We start from the raw sequence: 13,634 nt of genomic DNA, 5'->3' as shown, positions 1-13,634 counted from the left end.
CGGGGCCGGCCTGCCGCGCTACCGTCCCAGCGCCGCGAGGCTCGCGGTCATCAGCTCCTCCGAGATCAGCGCCGTGCTCGTGCCCTCGGTGCGGCACGCGTAGGCGCCCGCGACGCGGCCCGCGTCGAGCGCCGCCGCGCGGTCCCGGCCCTTGCCGAAGGCCCACAGCAGGCCCGAGACGAACGCGTCGCCCGCGCCGTTGGAGTCCACCGGCCGCCACGAGGCCCACTCCGGCGAGACGCCGCCGAGCTCGGCGACCGGCCGGATCGCCCCGTAGCGCTCCAGCGAGCCGCCGCGTTCGAGCACGTAGCCGCCGTGCTCGCCGTCGGTCGCGATCACGATCGAGGCCCGCCCGTTGTCCATGATCCAGCGCATCGCCTTCTCCGGGTCGCCGCCGAGCTTCGCGGTCGACAGCGTCACCAGGTCCGCCCGCAGCGCGAACGCCTTCTGGTGCTCGTCCTCGCCGTCCCAGCCGTGCAGGTCGGTCGAGACCGTCACGCCGTCGGGGATCGCCGTCAGCACGCTGCGCGTGTGGTTCGGGATCGACACGTGCACGTGTTTCGCCTCGGCGAGGTGCGGTCCGAAGAACGCGGCGGGCATCCGCAGGCCGGGGTCGTGCCGGTAGTCGTAGAACGAGAACCGGCGGCCCTCGGCGTCGACCAGGTTCACCGAGCGCGAGGTGCCGTTCGCCGAGACCAGGTACCGGAAGTCGAGGCCGTGGGCCTCGTAGTGGCGCCGGACGAGGGCCCCCTGCTCGTCCTCGCCGATGTAGTCGATGAACCGGGTGGCCAGCCCGAGGTGGAGGCACCCGAGCGCGACGCCGTTGCCGGTGTGCGCCACGTAGTCGCGGATGGGCTCCACGCCGAGCGAGTCGCCCTCGCCGATCGCGATCTCGGGGACGCGCACGATCGTGTCGACGCCGACGCCGCCGACGACCAGAATGTCGAGCATGATTTTGCATCTCCTGGAAGAAGTTTGCCGAAGTTTGGAATGCGTTGCGGGAGCAACCCTAAGCCGGTGACTGTGCAAGGGTCAAGACCGATTCTCACGCAAGCGGAGGTGCCATGGTCAAGCTGGCCGTCATTCACTACTCGCAGACCGGGAACGTGTACGAGATGGCGAAGACCGCCGCCCGGGAAGGCGAGGAGGCGGGCGCGGAGGTCCGCTTCAGAAAGGTCGCCGAGCTCGCGCCGCCCGAGGCGATCGCCTCCAACGAGGCCTGGTCGAACCACCACGGGTCCACCGGCCACGTCCAGGAGGCGACGCTCGACGACCTCGACTGGGCCGACGCGGTCATGTGGGGCTCGCCGACCCGCTACGGACTGCCGACCTCGCAGCTCAAGCAGTTCATCGACATCACCGGTCCGCTGTGGCAGGAGGGCAAGCTCGTCGACAAGGTGATGTCCTCGTTCACCTCGACGCAGACCAGCCACGGCGGCCAGGAGTCGACCATCCTCGCGCTGAACAACACCTTCTACCACTGGGGCGCGATCATCGTCAGCCCCGGCTACACCGACCCGCTCCAGTTCGACCTGGAGATCGGCAACCCCTACGGCGCCAGCCATATCGGCGGCAAGGGCCCGGTGGGGGAGAAGACCCGGACGGCGATCGGCATCCAGACCAGGCGGGTCGTGGACGTCGCCCGCCGCCTGGGCGGGGGCTGAGCCGACCGCAGGCGGGGCCGGGACGTCGCGTCCCGGCCCCGCCTTTCGCGTGCCCGCCTACGCGACCGGCACCGCCGGCGGGTTCAGCCGCGCGAAGCCCTCTTGGCGCGCGTACGGGTAGTGCGGGTAGGGCGGGGTCTGCGCGCTCGCCTCGTCGAGGCGCGCGATCTGCTCGGGCTCCAGCTCCCAGCCGACCGCCCCGAGGTTCTGCGCCAGCTGTTCCTCGTCGCGGGCGCCGACGATCACCGACGCCACGGTGGGGCGGCGCAGCAGCCAGTTGATGGCGATCTGCGGGACGGTCCGGCTGGTCTCGGCGCCGACCGCCTCCAGCGCGTCGACCACGTCGTACAGCGCCTCGTCCTCCACCGGCGGCCCGAACTGCGCGGTCCGGTGGAGGCGGCTGCCTTCGGGGACGGGCCGGCCGCGCCCTATCCGGCCCGTCAGCCGGCCCCAGCCGAGCGGGCTCCACACCAGGGCGCCGACGCCCTGGTCCAGGCCGAGCGGCATGAGGTCCCACTCGTAGTCGCGGCCGACGAGCGAGTAGTAGACCTGGTGGGCGGCGAAGCGCGGCCGCCCGTGCCGCTCGGCGGCGTCGAGGGTCTTCATCAGCTGCCACCCGGCGTAGTTCGAGGCGCCGACGTAGCGGACCTTGCCCGCGCGCACGAGGTCGTCGAGCGCGGCGAGGGTCTCCTCGACGGGGGTGCGGGCGTCGAAGGCGTGGAGCTGGAACAGGTCGATGCGGTCGGTGCCGAGGCGGCGCAGCGCGGCCTCGACGGCGCGCACGAGGTGGAGGCGCGAGGCCCCGGCCCCGTTCGCGTCCCCGCCCGTCGGCAGTCCGGCCTTGGTCGAGATGAGGGCGCGGTCGCGGCGGCCCTTGAGGGCCGCGCCGAGGACCTCTTCTGACGCGCCGTCGGAGTAGACGTCGGCGGTGTCGAACATGGACATCCCGGCGTCGAGCGCCATGTCGACCATGCGGCGGGCCTGCTCGACGCCGGTGTCGCCCCAGGCGCCGAAGAGCGGGCCGGAGCCGCCGAAGGTCCCGGCGCCGAAGGAGAGCGCGGGCACGTGGAGGCCGGAGCGGCCGAGTCGGTTGAAGTCCATGGGAGGGCCTTTCTAGGGGGAACGCCGGTCCCGGCGGGGCGAGGCCCGTTAAGAGAACTCTGGTTCCGTTTATGATGGGTCTAAGCTAGCGCAGACCGGATCGTTAACGCAACTGGAGTCCCGTTATGAATGAGGCCACGCCCGGCACGGTCCGGCCCGGCGGACGCACCGCCCGGGTCCGCGAGGCCGTGCTCCGCGCCGCGGGCGACGCCCTGGTGGAACAGGGCTTCGGCGGCGTCGACCTGGCCGAGGTCGCCCGCCGCGCCGAGGTCGGCAAGACCACCGTCTACCGCCGCTGGGGCACCGTCCCCGCGCTCGTCGCCGACATGCTCGCCGAGATGGCCGAGTCCTCGCGGCCGCGGGCCGACACCGGCTCGCTCGACGGCGACCTCGAAGCGCTCGCCGCCCTCATCCTCGCCACCCTCACCGACGACCGCCAGGGCCCGCTGTTCAAGGCGGTCATCGCCGCCGCCACCGGCGACGCCCCCACCGCCGAGGCCCTGCACCGCTTCTACCGGGTCCGGATCGCCGAATGGGCCCCGTGCGTGGACCTCGCGGTCGAGCGCGGCGAGGTCCCCGCGGGCACCGACCCCGCCGAGGTGGTCCGGTGCCTCTCCGCGCCCCTGTACTACCGGCTGCTCGCCAGTGGCGACCCGCTCGACCGGGACGCGGCGAAGCGGGCGGCCGCCGCAGCCGCGGCGGCCGCCCGCGCGGGCGTCTTCGCCGATCCCCCGGACGTCAGTGCTCCGAAGGCGTGACCACGCCCCGCCGGATCGCGTAGGCCAGGGTCGCCGCGCCGAGCGCGGGCCCCCAGAAGTAGAACGGGAAGGCCCAGACCAGCTCCAGGGCGTCCTGGCGGATCGCCAGGGCCACGAACGGGACCGCGACGAAGGTGAACAGGGCCGCCACGATCGCGGCGGGCACGATCGCGAGCAGCGGCGGCACCGGGCGCCCCCGGAGCACCGGCATCCAGAACGGCCAGCGCTCCCCCCACCGCTGGGTCATGCCGAGGCACAGGACGCCGCCGCCGAGGGCCGCGAAGCCCAGCAGCAGGCCCCAGACCCGGGTGGCCAGGTCGATCTCCGAGCTGTCGAGCGGACCGCCGAACCACGCCGCCGGCGTCAGCCACGTCATCCTGGTGAGCCCGTAGGGGAGCGCGCAGGCGAACGCGATCCAGCTGGCGGTCCGGCCCCACCGGGCGGCGCTCTCCGGCGTGAGCCACCGCGGCGTCGGCCGGTCCTCGCGGCCCTGGAGGAGCAGGCGCAGCGTCAGCCACCCCCAGATGCCGCCGCCGACCACGACCCAGACCTGGACGGCCATGTAGGACCCGAGGTCGGCGAGCTGGCCGCCGAGCATGGCGAGGAAGCCTCCCGCGGCGGCGTAGTCGATGACGCCGAGGGCGCCGAGCCCGGCGAGGAGGCCCGCCACCGCTGCGGCGGCGGCGATCCTGCCGATCCTGCCGCGCGCCAGCATGACCGGGCCCGCGACCACCACGGCCGGGATGAGGAACGCGCAGAGGTAGCCGGCCAGCGAGATCGGCGAGGTGGTGCTCAGGAGCATCCCGAAGACCACCGCGAACAGCGCCGTGACCGGCCACTGCCGCGGCCTCGCCCGCGCCGCGAGGAGGCCGGCGGCGCCCGCCGCGATGAGCCCGGCCGGGGCGGCCCACCCGGGGGCGCCCCCGGGGAGCGTGAACGTGGGCTCGTAGAGCCGGTGGCTGAAGGGGCCGCCCTCGGGGTCGAGGAGCTGCCAGAGCCCGACGGGCACGGCCGTGAGCGACCAGAGGAAGGCGGCCGTGGCGGCGCGTCCGGTGCGGGCGGCCGCGCGGCCCGCGTCTGCTTGAGCGGCGGCTTGCTGTGTCATGCCTCCAGCCTCGCGTTCTGCGGGCGCCCGCCCCTCCCGCGAGCGGGCGAACCGCCTCCCCCTCGCGGGGGAGCGCCCCGGGGGAGACCCCGCCCGGGACGCCTCGGCGCCCCCTCACGCCACTCGCGACCCGCGGCCCCCGCCGAGCGGGTCCGGCCGCCGCCCGCGAAACCTCGCCGAAACCGTTCCCGAACACGCGGTTCCCAAGGCCGAAAAGCGATTGCGATACATGCTCGAAAAGGTCACGGTGCCATCACAAACAGGACGGGGAGTGGTCACGGCGTATGGCATCGATACCACTGCGGCCATATGCTGTAACTCGGATCACGTCAACCTCCACATCTATCTGCGGATCCTCTCGAACAATCTAGGAGAAGCCATGGCTCGCTTTCCCAGAGCGCTGCTCGCTGCCGCCACAGCGGGTGTCACCGCGTTCGCCCTCGCCGCCTGCGGCGACGAGGAGAACTCCGGATCGTCCAGCGGCGAATGCAACGAAGGCGACGGCATGACGGTCGGCACGATCCTGCCGCAGACCGGCTCCCTCGCCTTCCTCGGCCCGCCCGAGTTCGCCGGCGTCGACCTCGCCATCGAGGAGATCAACGAGTTCGGCGGCGTCCTCGACACCTGCGTCGAGGTCCTCCACGAGGACTCGGGCGACGCCTCGACCGACATCGCCAGCCAGGCCGCCGACGCGCTCATCGCCCAGGACGCCAACGTCGTCATCGGCTCCGCCTCCTCCAGCGTCTCGTTCCAGTTCATCGACAAGCTCTACGAAGAGGGGATCGTCCAGATCTCCCCGGCGAACACCTCGCCGGACTTCACCACGTACGAGCGCGGCGACTACTACTTCCGCACCGCGCCCTCGGACGTCCTCCAGGGCCGCGTCCTCGCGGACACGATCATCGCCGACGGCCACGAGAAGATCGCGATCCTGGCCCTCCAGGACGCCTACGGCACCGGCCTGGCCGCCGCGGTCGAGGAGAACATCACCGCCTTCGGCGGCGAAGTGGTCATGAACACCATCTACGACCCGACCGCCACCGAGTTCTCGGCCGAGGCCGGCCAGCTCGCGGCGGCCGACGCCGACGCGGTCGTCCTCATCACCTTCAACGAGATCGTGAACCTCGGCCCGGCGCTCGCCGAAGCCGGCCAGAGCGCCCAGGACCTCGGCTGGTACCTCGTGGACGGCAACCTCGCCGACTACAGCGCCGAGTTCCCCGAGGGCTTCCTCGATGGCGCCAAGGGCACCTACCCGGGCGCCGACCCCGCCAAGATCCAGGAGCGCCTCCTGGAGATCAACCCCGACCTCGAGGAGTACACCTACGGCCCCGAGTCCTACGACGCCACCTCCCTGGCCGCGCTCGCGGCGATCGCCGGCGAGGGCTACGACTCCGAGACCATCAAGGACAACCTGATCGACGTCTCGACCGGCGGCACCAAGTGCGAGGGCTTCACCGCCTGCGCCGAACTGCTGGCCGAGGACAGCAGCGCCGACATCGACTACGAGGGCTACTCCGGCCCGATCGAGTTCTCCCCCGAAGGCGACGTCTCCGCCGCCACCATCGGCGTCTACCAGTACTCGGCCGACAACACGTTCACGAACCTCGAATACCGCTTCGGCGACCTGAACGAGTAGTACCCACCGCGAAAGCCCCCCGGGTCCACGCAGGACCCGGGGGGCTTCCCGCACCCGCCGCGAGGCGGCCGGGCCGCCGCCGACGCGAAGGCCCCGGGTCCCGCAGGACCCGGGGCCTTCCCCCGCCTTCGGCAGGGGCCGTTCAGGAACCCCTAACGGGCCTTGCCGAGCGTGCCGAGGTACAGCTCGACCACCTTCGGGTCGTCGATGAGGCCCTCGCCCGGACCGGTGTAGGCGCTGCGGCCCTGGTCCAGCACGTAGCCCCGGTCGCAGATCTGGAGGCACCGCCGGGCGTTCTGCTCGACCATCACCACCGTCACCCCGGTCTGGTTGATCTGCTTCGTGTTGAAGAAGACCTCGTCCTGCATCGCCGGGGACAGCCCCGCCGACGGCTCGTCCAGCAGCAGCACCGACGGCTCCATCATGAGCGCCCGGCCCATCGCCACCATCTGCCGCTCGCCGCCCGAGAGCGACCCGGCCCGCTGGGCGCGCCGGTCCCCGAGCACCGGGAACAGGTCGGTCACGAACTCGAACCGCTCCTTGAAGGACCCGGGACGCAGGAAGACCCCCATCTCGAGGTTCTCCTCCACGGTCAGCGCCGCGAACACGTTGTTCGTCTGCGGCACGAAGCCCACGCCCAGCGGCACCAGCTGGTGCGCCTTGCGGTTCGTGATCACCTCCCCGCGGAGCGTGACCGTCCCGGAGGTGATCCCCACCAGGCCGAACATGGCCTTCAGGAGCGTCGACTTCCCGGCCCCGTTCGGGCCGATGATGCCGACCAGCTCGCCCTCGTCCGCGTACAGGTCCGTGCCGTTCAAGATGGACACGCCCGGGATGTACCCGGCCGTGACCTCGTCGGCGCGCAGCAGCGCGTCGCCCGAGGCCTCCAGGTGGCCCTCGCGGCTGCACACCTCCGTGGACGACTCGGCGGTCTCGCCGATCGGGGCGCCCGTCGGGGCGATGCCCTCGCCGGACCCCTCGCCCGCCTCCTCGCCGGGAGCCTCAAGCGGCTGGTTCTCGTTGTCGCTCATGTCGTCTCCTAACGCTGGGCCGCGTCGTGGTGCGCGCCCAGATAGGCGTCGATGACCCGCCGGTCCGCCGAGATCTGGTCCGGCGTGCCCTCCGTGATGAGCTGCCCGGCGGCCATCACCGCGACCCAGTCGGCGATCTCGTGGACCATGTCCATGTCGTGCTCCACGAACAGGACGGTCATGCCCTCCTCGCGCAGGCCCTTGATGTGCTCCAGCAGCGACTGCTTCAGCGCCGGGTTCACCCCGGCCATCGGCTCGTCGAGCATGACCATCTTCGGGTCGAGCATGAGCGCCCGCGCCATCTCCAGGAGCTTGCGCTGGCCGCCCGAGAGCTCGCCCGCGTAGTCCTCGCGCTTGTCGATGAGCTTGAAGCGCTCCAGGAGCTCCAGCGCCTTCTCGCGGTTCGCCGCCTCCTGCTGCCGCCACAGCGGCGGCAGGAGCCCGGCCCACATGCGCTCGCCGATCTGGGACGACGCCCCGATGAGCATGTTGTCCATGACGCTCATGCGGGTGAGGGCCTTCGTCAGCTGGAACGTGCGGACCATCCCGGCCCGCGCCACCTGGTACGAGCGCATCCGGTTCGCTCTGCGCCCGTTGAAGTCCCACGTCCCCCTGCTCGGACGGTCGAAACCGGTGAGCAGGTTGAAGAACGTGGTCTTCCCGGCCCCGTTGGGGCCGATGAGCGCGGTGATCGAGCCCCGCTGCACCTCCAGGTGCTCGACGTCGACGGCCACGAGGCCGCCGAACGCCCGCCGCACCCCGGCGGCGGTCAGGATCGGGTCGGGCTTGGCGACGCCCGGTTCGGCCGCCACCCCCGACAGGGCCGCCCGCGCGGCCGAGATCCCGGTCTGCTGGTCAGCGGACATCGAGCATCAGCTCCTTCCGGTTGCCGATGAGCCCCTGCGGCCGGAAGATCAGCAGCAGGACCATTCCCAGGCCCAGCAGGAAGAACACCAGCGGACCGACCTGCGTCGAGTCGAGCACGCTCGGCGGGATCACGTCGGCCCGGATGGCCTGGTTGAGCCCCTGGGCGAACAGGTTGTACAGGAACCAGAACAGGGCCGCGCCGAGCACCGGCCCGAAGAGTCTCGCCGCCCCGCCGAGGATGAGGACCACGTAGAAGTAGAACGTGAAGTCCGTCGTGAACGCGTCGGGCTGGACGTTCGCGCGGCTGAGCGCGAACATGAAGCCCGCGAACGCGCCGATGATGCCGCCGAAGACCAGCGCCTGCATCTTGTACGCGAAGACGTTCTTGCCCAGGCTCCTGACGGCCTCCTCATCCTCCCGGATGCCCTTGAGGACGCGGCCCCACGGGCTGTGCACGAGCAGGCCCATCACCGCCAGAAAGAACAGGACCAGCGTCCAGCCCACGACCATGACCCACAGGTCGCGGTCGGAGTACTGGAAGTTCACGACGCCGAGGTCGACCGTGAGCCGGCCGCTCTCCATCGAGACGAACAGGAACGACCAGTTGCCGTCGTCCCCCCACGGCTTCATCGCGAAGAACGCCTCGGAGAAGCCCCGCAGGCCGTCCGAGCCGCCGGTGGTCTCCGACCAGACCGTCGAGCGGGCGAGCCGCCGCACGATCTCGGCCGCCGCGATCGTCACGATCGCCAGGTAGTCGGCGCGGAGCCGCAGCGTCGGTATGCCCAGCAGCAGCGCCATCACGACCGCGGCGACGAGCCCGATCGCGATGCCCCACCAGAACGGCAGGCCGAAGGAGGCCACGGCGAGCGCCAGGCCGTACGCGCCCATCGCGGCGAACGCGGCCTGGCCGAAGTTGAGCAGGCCCGTGTACCCGAACTGGAGGTTCAGGCCGATCGCGCCGAGGGCGTACACGAGCATGGTCGGCCCGATGGCCTGCGTGAGCGCCTGGCTGAATACGAATTGCCAATCCATCGCGTGGCCTCCTAACCGATTCGCTCGCGTCGGCCCAGGATGCCCTGGGGACGGGTGAGCATGATGATGATGAGGACGGCCAGCGCGCCGACGTACTTCAGCTCGGGCGCGACCACGAGGGTCGACATCTGCACGAAGACCCCGATGATCATGGAGCCGACGAACGCGCCGAACGCGGTGCCGAGCCCGCCGAGCACGACCGCGGCGAAGACCAGGAGCAGCAGGTGCTGCCCCATGTCGAACTTGACGCCGTCGCTGATGGACAGGAACACGCCCGACATGGCCGCGAGCGCGCCGCCGATGGTCCACACCAGGCGGATGACCCGGTTGACGTCGATGCCGGTGGACTCGGCCAGGGACGGGTTGTCGGCCACCGCGCGGGTGGCCTTCCCGAGCCGGGTGAACACGAGCGCGAGGCCCACCAGGACGCAGACGACGAGCGCGATGGAGCCGGTGGCGACGTCCTTGGGGGTGATCACGAGCCACCCGAAGTCCCACGGCTCCTGGCCGACGTACTCGGTGTAGCGCTGGCGCTCGCCGCCGACGAAGAACAGCGTGGCGTAGCGGATGAGCATGGCCACACCGATCGAGATGATCATCATCGTGACCAGCCCGGTCCCGCGCTTGCGCAGCGGCTTCCACAGGCCCCAGTCCTGGGCCCAGCCGAAGGCGGCGCCGAGCACGACCGCGGCGATGGCCGCGAGCCACACCGGCAGGCCGAAGGTGAGGTTGAACAGCAGGGCGGCGACGCCGCCGAAGGTCACCAGGTCGCCGTGGGCGAAGTTGGTGAGCCCGGTGGTGCCGAAGACCATGGACAGGCCGACCGCCGCGAGGGCGATCATGAGGCCGAAGTGGAGGCCGGAGAACAGGAGGCTGACGGCGCGGGTGGCGCCGCCCTCGTCCTCGATCTCGCCGAGGGCCTCGCCGTCCTCGGCCTCGTCGACCTCGTCACCGGAGGTCTCGTCTCCGGGGGCGGCGCTCTCGCCGTCCTCGTCGGAGGAGGACTCGTCGGGGTCCTCGGGCGTGACGCCCTCGGCCAGTTGCGTGTCGAGCGGGAACAGGACGGTCCGGTCGGAGTTGACCTCGACCTCGAGCTGCGGCCTGCCGTTGCGGACGAGCAGCCCGTCCGGCAGGGTCGACTCGTCGAGGGTGATCACGTAGGCCCCCCCGGTCTCGAGCGGGACGGCCCAGGTGCCGTCCTCGGCGCTCTCGACCGTGGCGACCTCGGTCCCGTCCGCCTGGGCGACGGTGATCGAGACCCCCGCGACGGGCTCGTCCTGCTGGTTCTCCAGGGTGCCGTGGACGCCGAGCGCCGACTGCGCGACCGCGCTGCTGTTCACCCCCAATCCCAGCAACAGGCCGGCGAACGCAGCCGACAGCAACAGCACTGCACGTCTCAATGGGCCCCCTCGGGAGGTTTGGGCGTCGGAACCCGTCGCGTGTGATGTTCGAGAAACACGAAACGGCGGGAGTGAGTCGCATCTTAAGGAGACCTTGGCGACAAGAGCAGGCCTCGTTATAGAACCGTTGCGAATGTGGCTCAGATGTTACCGGCGACAGGACGCCGCCGACCTGGCCTCGCACGCGCCCGTTGCCGGACGATTCGACTCCTGTGAATATCTTGCAACACTTCGCCGCACGCGTCGTGCCCCGTCTCGTCCGTCCGCTCCCCTGGGGCCACCGCGCGGCCACGCGGTGTGAGAGGATATTGCCCGCTCGGGGCAGTAGCTCAGCTGGTTAGAGCAGGGGACTCATAATCCCTGGGTCGCGGGTTCAAGTCCTGCCTGCCCTACAGAAGAAGGCCCACCCGGACTCCGGGCCCCGCCGCGGGCCCGGAGCGCCGTCCGCGACGGCCCCGCGGCCGCGCCGACCGGGCCGTGCGCGAGAGTGGCCCCCGGCCGGAAGGGGAGAGGACCGTTGGGCGTGAACGCGATCCCCGCCGCCGTGGAGCACCGGATCGGCGCGCACGTCCCCGTGGCGGGAGGCCTGGTCCGGAAGGGACTGGTCAAGGCCGCCGAGATCGGCGCCGAGACCCTCCAGGTCTTCGTCGGGTCCCCGCGGGGATGGGCGCCGCCGCGCGTCGACGAGGACGTCGCCGCGCAGTTCCGGCGCCAGTGCGCCGCCGAGGGCTGGCCGGTCTTCGTCCACGCCGCCTACCTGGTGAACCTCGCCTCGCCCGCGGCCGAGGTCGTCGAGCGCTCGGTCGGGAACCTGCGGACGGCGATGGCCGCCGCCGGGCTCCTGGGCGCCGCGGGCGTCGTCGTGCACGCGGGCTCCTCGATCGACGGCGACCGGGCGGCCGCGCTGCGCCGCCTCGGCCCGGTGTTCCGCCGGGTCCTCGACGGGGCGCCGCCCTCGGTCCGGCTCCTGGTGGAGCCCACCGCGGGCGGGGCCAACTGGACGGCGTCGACGCTGCGCAGCGCGGGGGAGTACCTCGACGCCGTGGGGACCGACGCGGTCGGCCTCTGCCTCGACACCTGCCACCTGCACGCGGCGGGCGAGGACCTGGCCGACCCGGAGGGCCTCGACGCCTCGCTCCGGGCGCTGACCGCCGCCGTCGGCCCCGGCCGGATCGGCCTGGTGCACCTCAACGACAGCAAGGACCCGCGCGACTCGCGCCGGGACCGGCACGAGTCGCTGGGCCTGGGGAGGCTGGGCGACGAGGGGCTGCGCACGGTCATGTCGACCCCGCTCCTGTCGGGGGTCCCGCTGATCACCGAGACCCCGGCCCACGCCCGCGACGTTGCCTACGCCAAGTACCTCGCCGGCCGCGGCGACCGCCCCGAGCCGGAGGCTCCCGACTCCCGCGGCGGATCGGTCGCGACCGGTCGCGGGACGGTGCGGCGCGCGTAACCGGCCCGCGACGGACATCACGCCGGGATTTCACCTCCGGGACTTTTACTCGCCCGACGAGTGTTCTTATGATGGACTCACGGGGCGCACGCGCCCCCGGTTCTTGAACAGCGACCGGTTCGGCAAGGAAGCAGCCGGTGACAGCCTCAGCGTTCTCACCCTCCCACGTCTTCCCGGAGCTGCTTTTCCCATGCGCATGCCCCTGTTCGCCATGTCCATCGGCGCGTTCGGCATCGGCACCGCCGAGTTCGTCATCATGGGCATCCTGCCCCAGATGGCCGCCTCCTCGGGCGTCTCGCTCGCCGAGGCCGGCCTGGCCGTCTCGGCCTACGCCGTCGGCGTCGTCCTCGGCGCCCCGCTGCTGACGGTCGCCACCACCCGCGTCCCCCGCAAGCCGCTCATGGTCGGCCTGCTGGCCTGGTTCGCCGCCGCGAACCTCGCCACCGCGCTGGCCCCCGACTTCGGGTTCCTGCTCGGCACCCGGTTCTTCGCGGGCCTGCCGCACGGCGCGTTCTTCGGCGCGGCCGCGGTGGTCGGCGCGAGCCTGGTCTCCTACGAGCGGCGCGCCCGCGCGATCGCGGGGATCATGTCCGGCCTCACCGTCGCCACGATCGTCGGCGTCCCCGTCAGCGCCCTGATCGTCGGCCAGGTCTCCTGGCGCTGGATCTTCGCGGCCGTCGCCGCGCTCGGCCTCGCGGCGGCCGTCGCCGTCTGGGTCACCGTGCCCGACACCCGCGGCGTGATCGTCCCGACCCGGGCCGCCGACGAGATCCGCGCGATCCGCTCCAAGAAGGTCCTGCTCCCGCTGGTCACCGGCGCGGTCGGCTTCGGCGGCATGTTCGCCGCCTACACCTACCTCACGCCGATCCTCGAGGAGGTCACCGGCCTGAACGCGGTCGCCATCGCGATCACCCTCGCGGTGTTCGGCATCGGCCTGACCCTCGGCAACGTCATCGGCGGCCAGGTCGCCGACCGCGCCCCGATCCAGGGCCTGTTCGCCGCGTTCACCACGATCGCGACCGTGCTGCTCATGATGTTCTTCTCCATGGGCAACCCGGTCCTGGCGATCGGCGGGGTCTTCCTCATGGCGACCTCGTCCTCGCTGGTCGGCCCGATCATGCAGCGCCTGCTGCTCGACGGCGCCCACCAGGCCCCGTCGCTGGCGTCCTCGCTGCACCACGCGGCGTTCAACCTCGCCAACGCCAACGGCGCCTGGCTCGGCGGCCTCGCGCTGTCGGCCGGGTTGAGCCTGACCGCCCCGCTCCTGGTCGGCGTCGGCCTGGCGCTGGCCGGGCTCGCGCTGTCGGTCCCGCTGGCCCGCGCCCACGCCGAGTCCGCCGTGCCTGCCATCGAACCCGCCGAGCTCGTCACCGCCTCCTAGCGACCGCCTTCTCCACTGGCACAACGACATATCTCGAACAAGAGCTATCAGCTCGACTCCCGCGCTGCGGGCCCGGCAGGGCCGGGCCCGCAGCGCCGTCTTCGGCGCCGGCGGCCCGGCGGCCCGGCGGCCCGGCGGCCCGGCGGCCCAGCGGCCCAGCGGCCCAGCGGCCCAGCGGCCCAGCGGCCCAGCGGCCCAGCGGCCCA

The 13,634-nt window shown here is 72.0% G+C and carries 12 protein-coding genes and 1 tRNA gene; 6 read left to right on the top strand and 7 right to left on the bottom strand.

From position 1 onward, the window contains the following. Positions 1-18: 18 nt before the first annotated feature. Positions 19-951, bottom strand: coding sequence for a carbohydrate kinase family protein (locus LO763_RS20845; protein WP_230788324.1), 933 nt, complete (start codon positions 949-951; stop codon positions 19-21). Between the two features lie 113 nt (positions 952-1,064). On the opposite strand from LO763_RS20845, the gene wrbA reads away from it, so the two are divergent. Further along, complete coding sequence (gene wrbA, locus LO763_RS20840) at positions 1,065-1,664, top strand: NAD(P)H:quinone oxidoreductase (protein WP_230788321.1); 600 nt, start codon at positions 1,065-1,067, stop codon at positions 1,662-1,664. 57 nt (positions 1,665-1,721) lie between these two features. On the opposite strand, the gene LO763_RS20835 is transcribed toward wrbA, so the two are convergent. Then, the gene (locus LO763_RS20835) at positions 1,722-2,765 is read right to left on the bottom strand and encodes an aldo/keto reductase (RefSeq protein ID WP_230788318.1); all 1,044 of its coding nucleotides are present in this window, start codon (positions 2,763-2,765) and stop codon (positions 1,722-1,724) included. A 125-nt stretch (positions 2,766-2,890) separates the two neighbouring features. Between LO763_RS20835 and LO763_RS20830 the strand changes: the two genes are divergently transcribed. Continuing rightward, on the top strand, positions 2,891-3,523 hold the full coding sequence (locus LO763_RS20830) for a TetR/AcrR family transcriptional regulator (protein WP_230788304.1): 633 nt from the start codon (positions 2,891-2,893) through the stop codon (positions 3,521-3,523). Here LO763_RS20830 and LO763_RS20825 read toward each other — a convergent pair. Continuing rightward, the gene (locus LO763_RS20825; protein WP_230788301.1) at positions 3,504-4,628 is read right to left on the bottom strand and encodes a hypothetical protein; all 1,125 of its coding nucleotides are present in this window, start codon (positions 4,626-4,628) and stop codon (positions 3,504-3,506) included. The two genes, LO763_RS20830 and LO763_RS20825, sit on opposite strands and share 20 nt — an antisense overlap. Positions 4,629-5,007: 379 nt before the next feature. Between LO763_RS20825 and LO763_RS20820 the strand changes: the two genes are divergently transcribed. Next, entirely contained in the window at positions 5,008-6,264 is a 1,257-nt protein-coding gene (locus LO763_RS20820; RefSeq protein WP_230788299.1) for an ABC transporter substrate-binding protein, read from the top strand. A gap of 152 nt (positions 6,265-6,416) precedes the next feature. Here the strand turns inward: LO763_RS20820 and LO763_RS20815 are convergent, their stop codons facing one another. The 4 genes from LO763_RS20815 to LO763_RS20800 are packed head-to-tail and all read right to left on the bottom strand — an operon-like array spanning position 6,417 to position 10,534. Further along, positions 6,417-7,295: an ABC transporter ATP-binding protein gene (locus tag LO763_RS20815; protein ID WP_230788297.1), complete on the bottom strand. Its 879-nt coding sequence runs from the start codon at positions 7,293-7,295 to the stop codon at positions 6,417-6,419. Between the two features lie 8 nt (positions 7,296-7,303). Next, positions 7,304-8,161, bottom strand: a complete 858-nt coding sequence (locus LO763_RS20810) for an ABC transporter ATP-binding protein (RefSeq protein WP_230788294.1) — start codon at positions 8,159-8,161, stop codon at positions 7,304-7,306. Beyond that, the gene (locus tag LO763_RS20805) at positions 8,151-9,194 is read right to left on the bottom strand and encodes a branched-chain amino acid ABC transporter permease (RefSeq protein WP_230788291.1); all 1,044 of its coding nucleotides are present in this window, start codon (positions 9,192-9,194) and stop codon (positions 8,151-8,153) included. The genes LO763_RS20810 and LO763_RS20805 overlap by 11 nt, the downstream gene beginning before the upstream one ends. A gap of 11 nt (positions 9,195-9,205) precedes the next feature. Continuing rightward, on the bottom strand, positions 9,206-10,534 hold the full coding sequence (locus LO763_RS20800; RefSeq protein ID WP_230788289.1) for a branched-chain amino acid ABC transporter permease: 1,329 nt from the start codon (positions 10,532-10,534) through the stop codon (positions 9,206-9,208). 378 nt (positions 10,535-10,912) lie between these two features. On the opposite strand from LO763_RS20800, the gene LO763_RS20795 reads away from it, so the two are divergent. The 3 genes from LO763_RS20795 (at position 10,913) to LO763_RS20785 (ending at position 13,428) form a co-directional block, all read left to right on the top strand. Beyond that, positions 10,913-10,986 (top strand) — tRNA-Ile (locus LO763_RS20795). A gap of 131 nt (positions 10,987-11,117) precedes the next feature. Then, entirely contained in the window at positions 11,118-12,047 is a 930-nt protein-coding gene (locus tag LO763_RS20790; protein WP_230788287.1) for a deoxyribonuclease IV, read from the top strand. A 190-nt stretch (positions 12,048-12,237) separates the two neighbouring features. Then, on the top strand, positions 12,238-13,428 hold the full coding sequence (locus LO763_RS20785; RefSeq protein ID WP_230788285.1) for an MFS transporter: 1,191 nt from the start codon (positions 12,238-12,240) through the stop codon (positions 13,426-13,428). Positions 13,429-13,634: the final 206 nt, after the last annotated feature.

Source organism: Glycomyces amatae, from assembly GCF_020991375.1.
Lineage (GTDB): Bacteria > Actinomycetota > Actinomycetes > Mycobacteriales > Micromonosporaceae > Glycomyces > Glycomyces amatae.
Note: the sequence above shows the minus strand (reverse complement) of the source record. Positions and strands in the feature narration are given on the sequence as shown.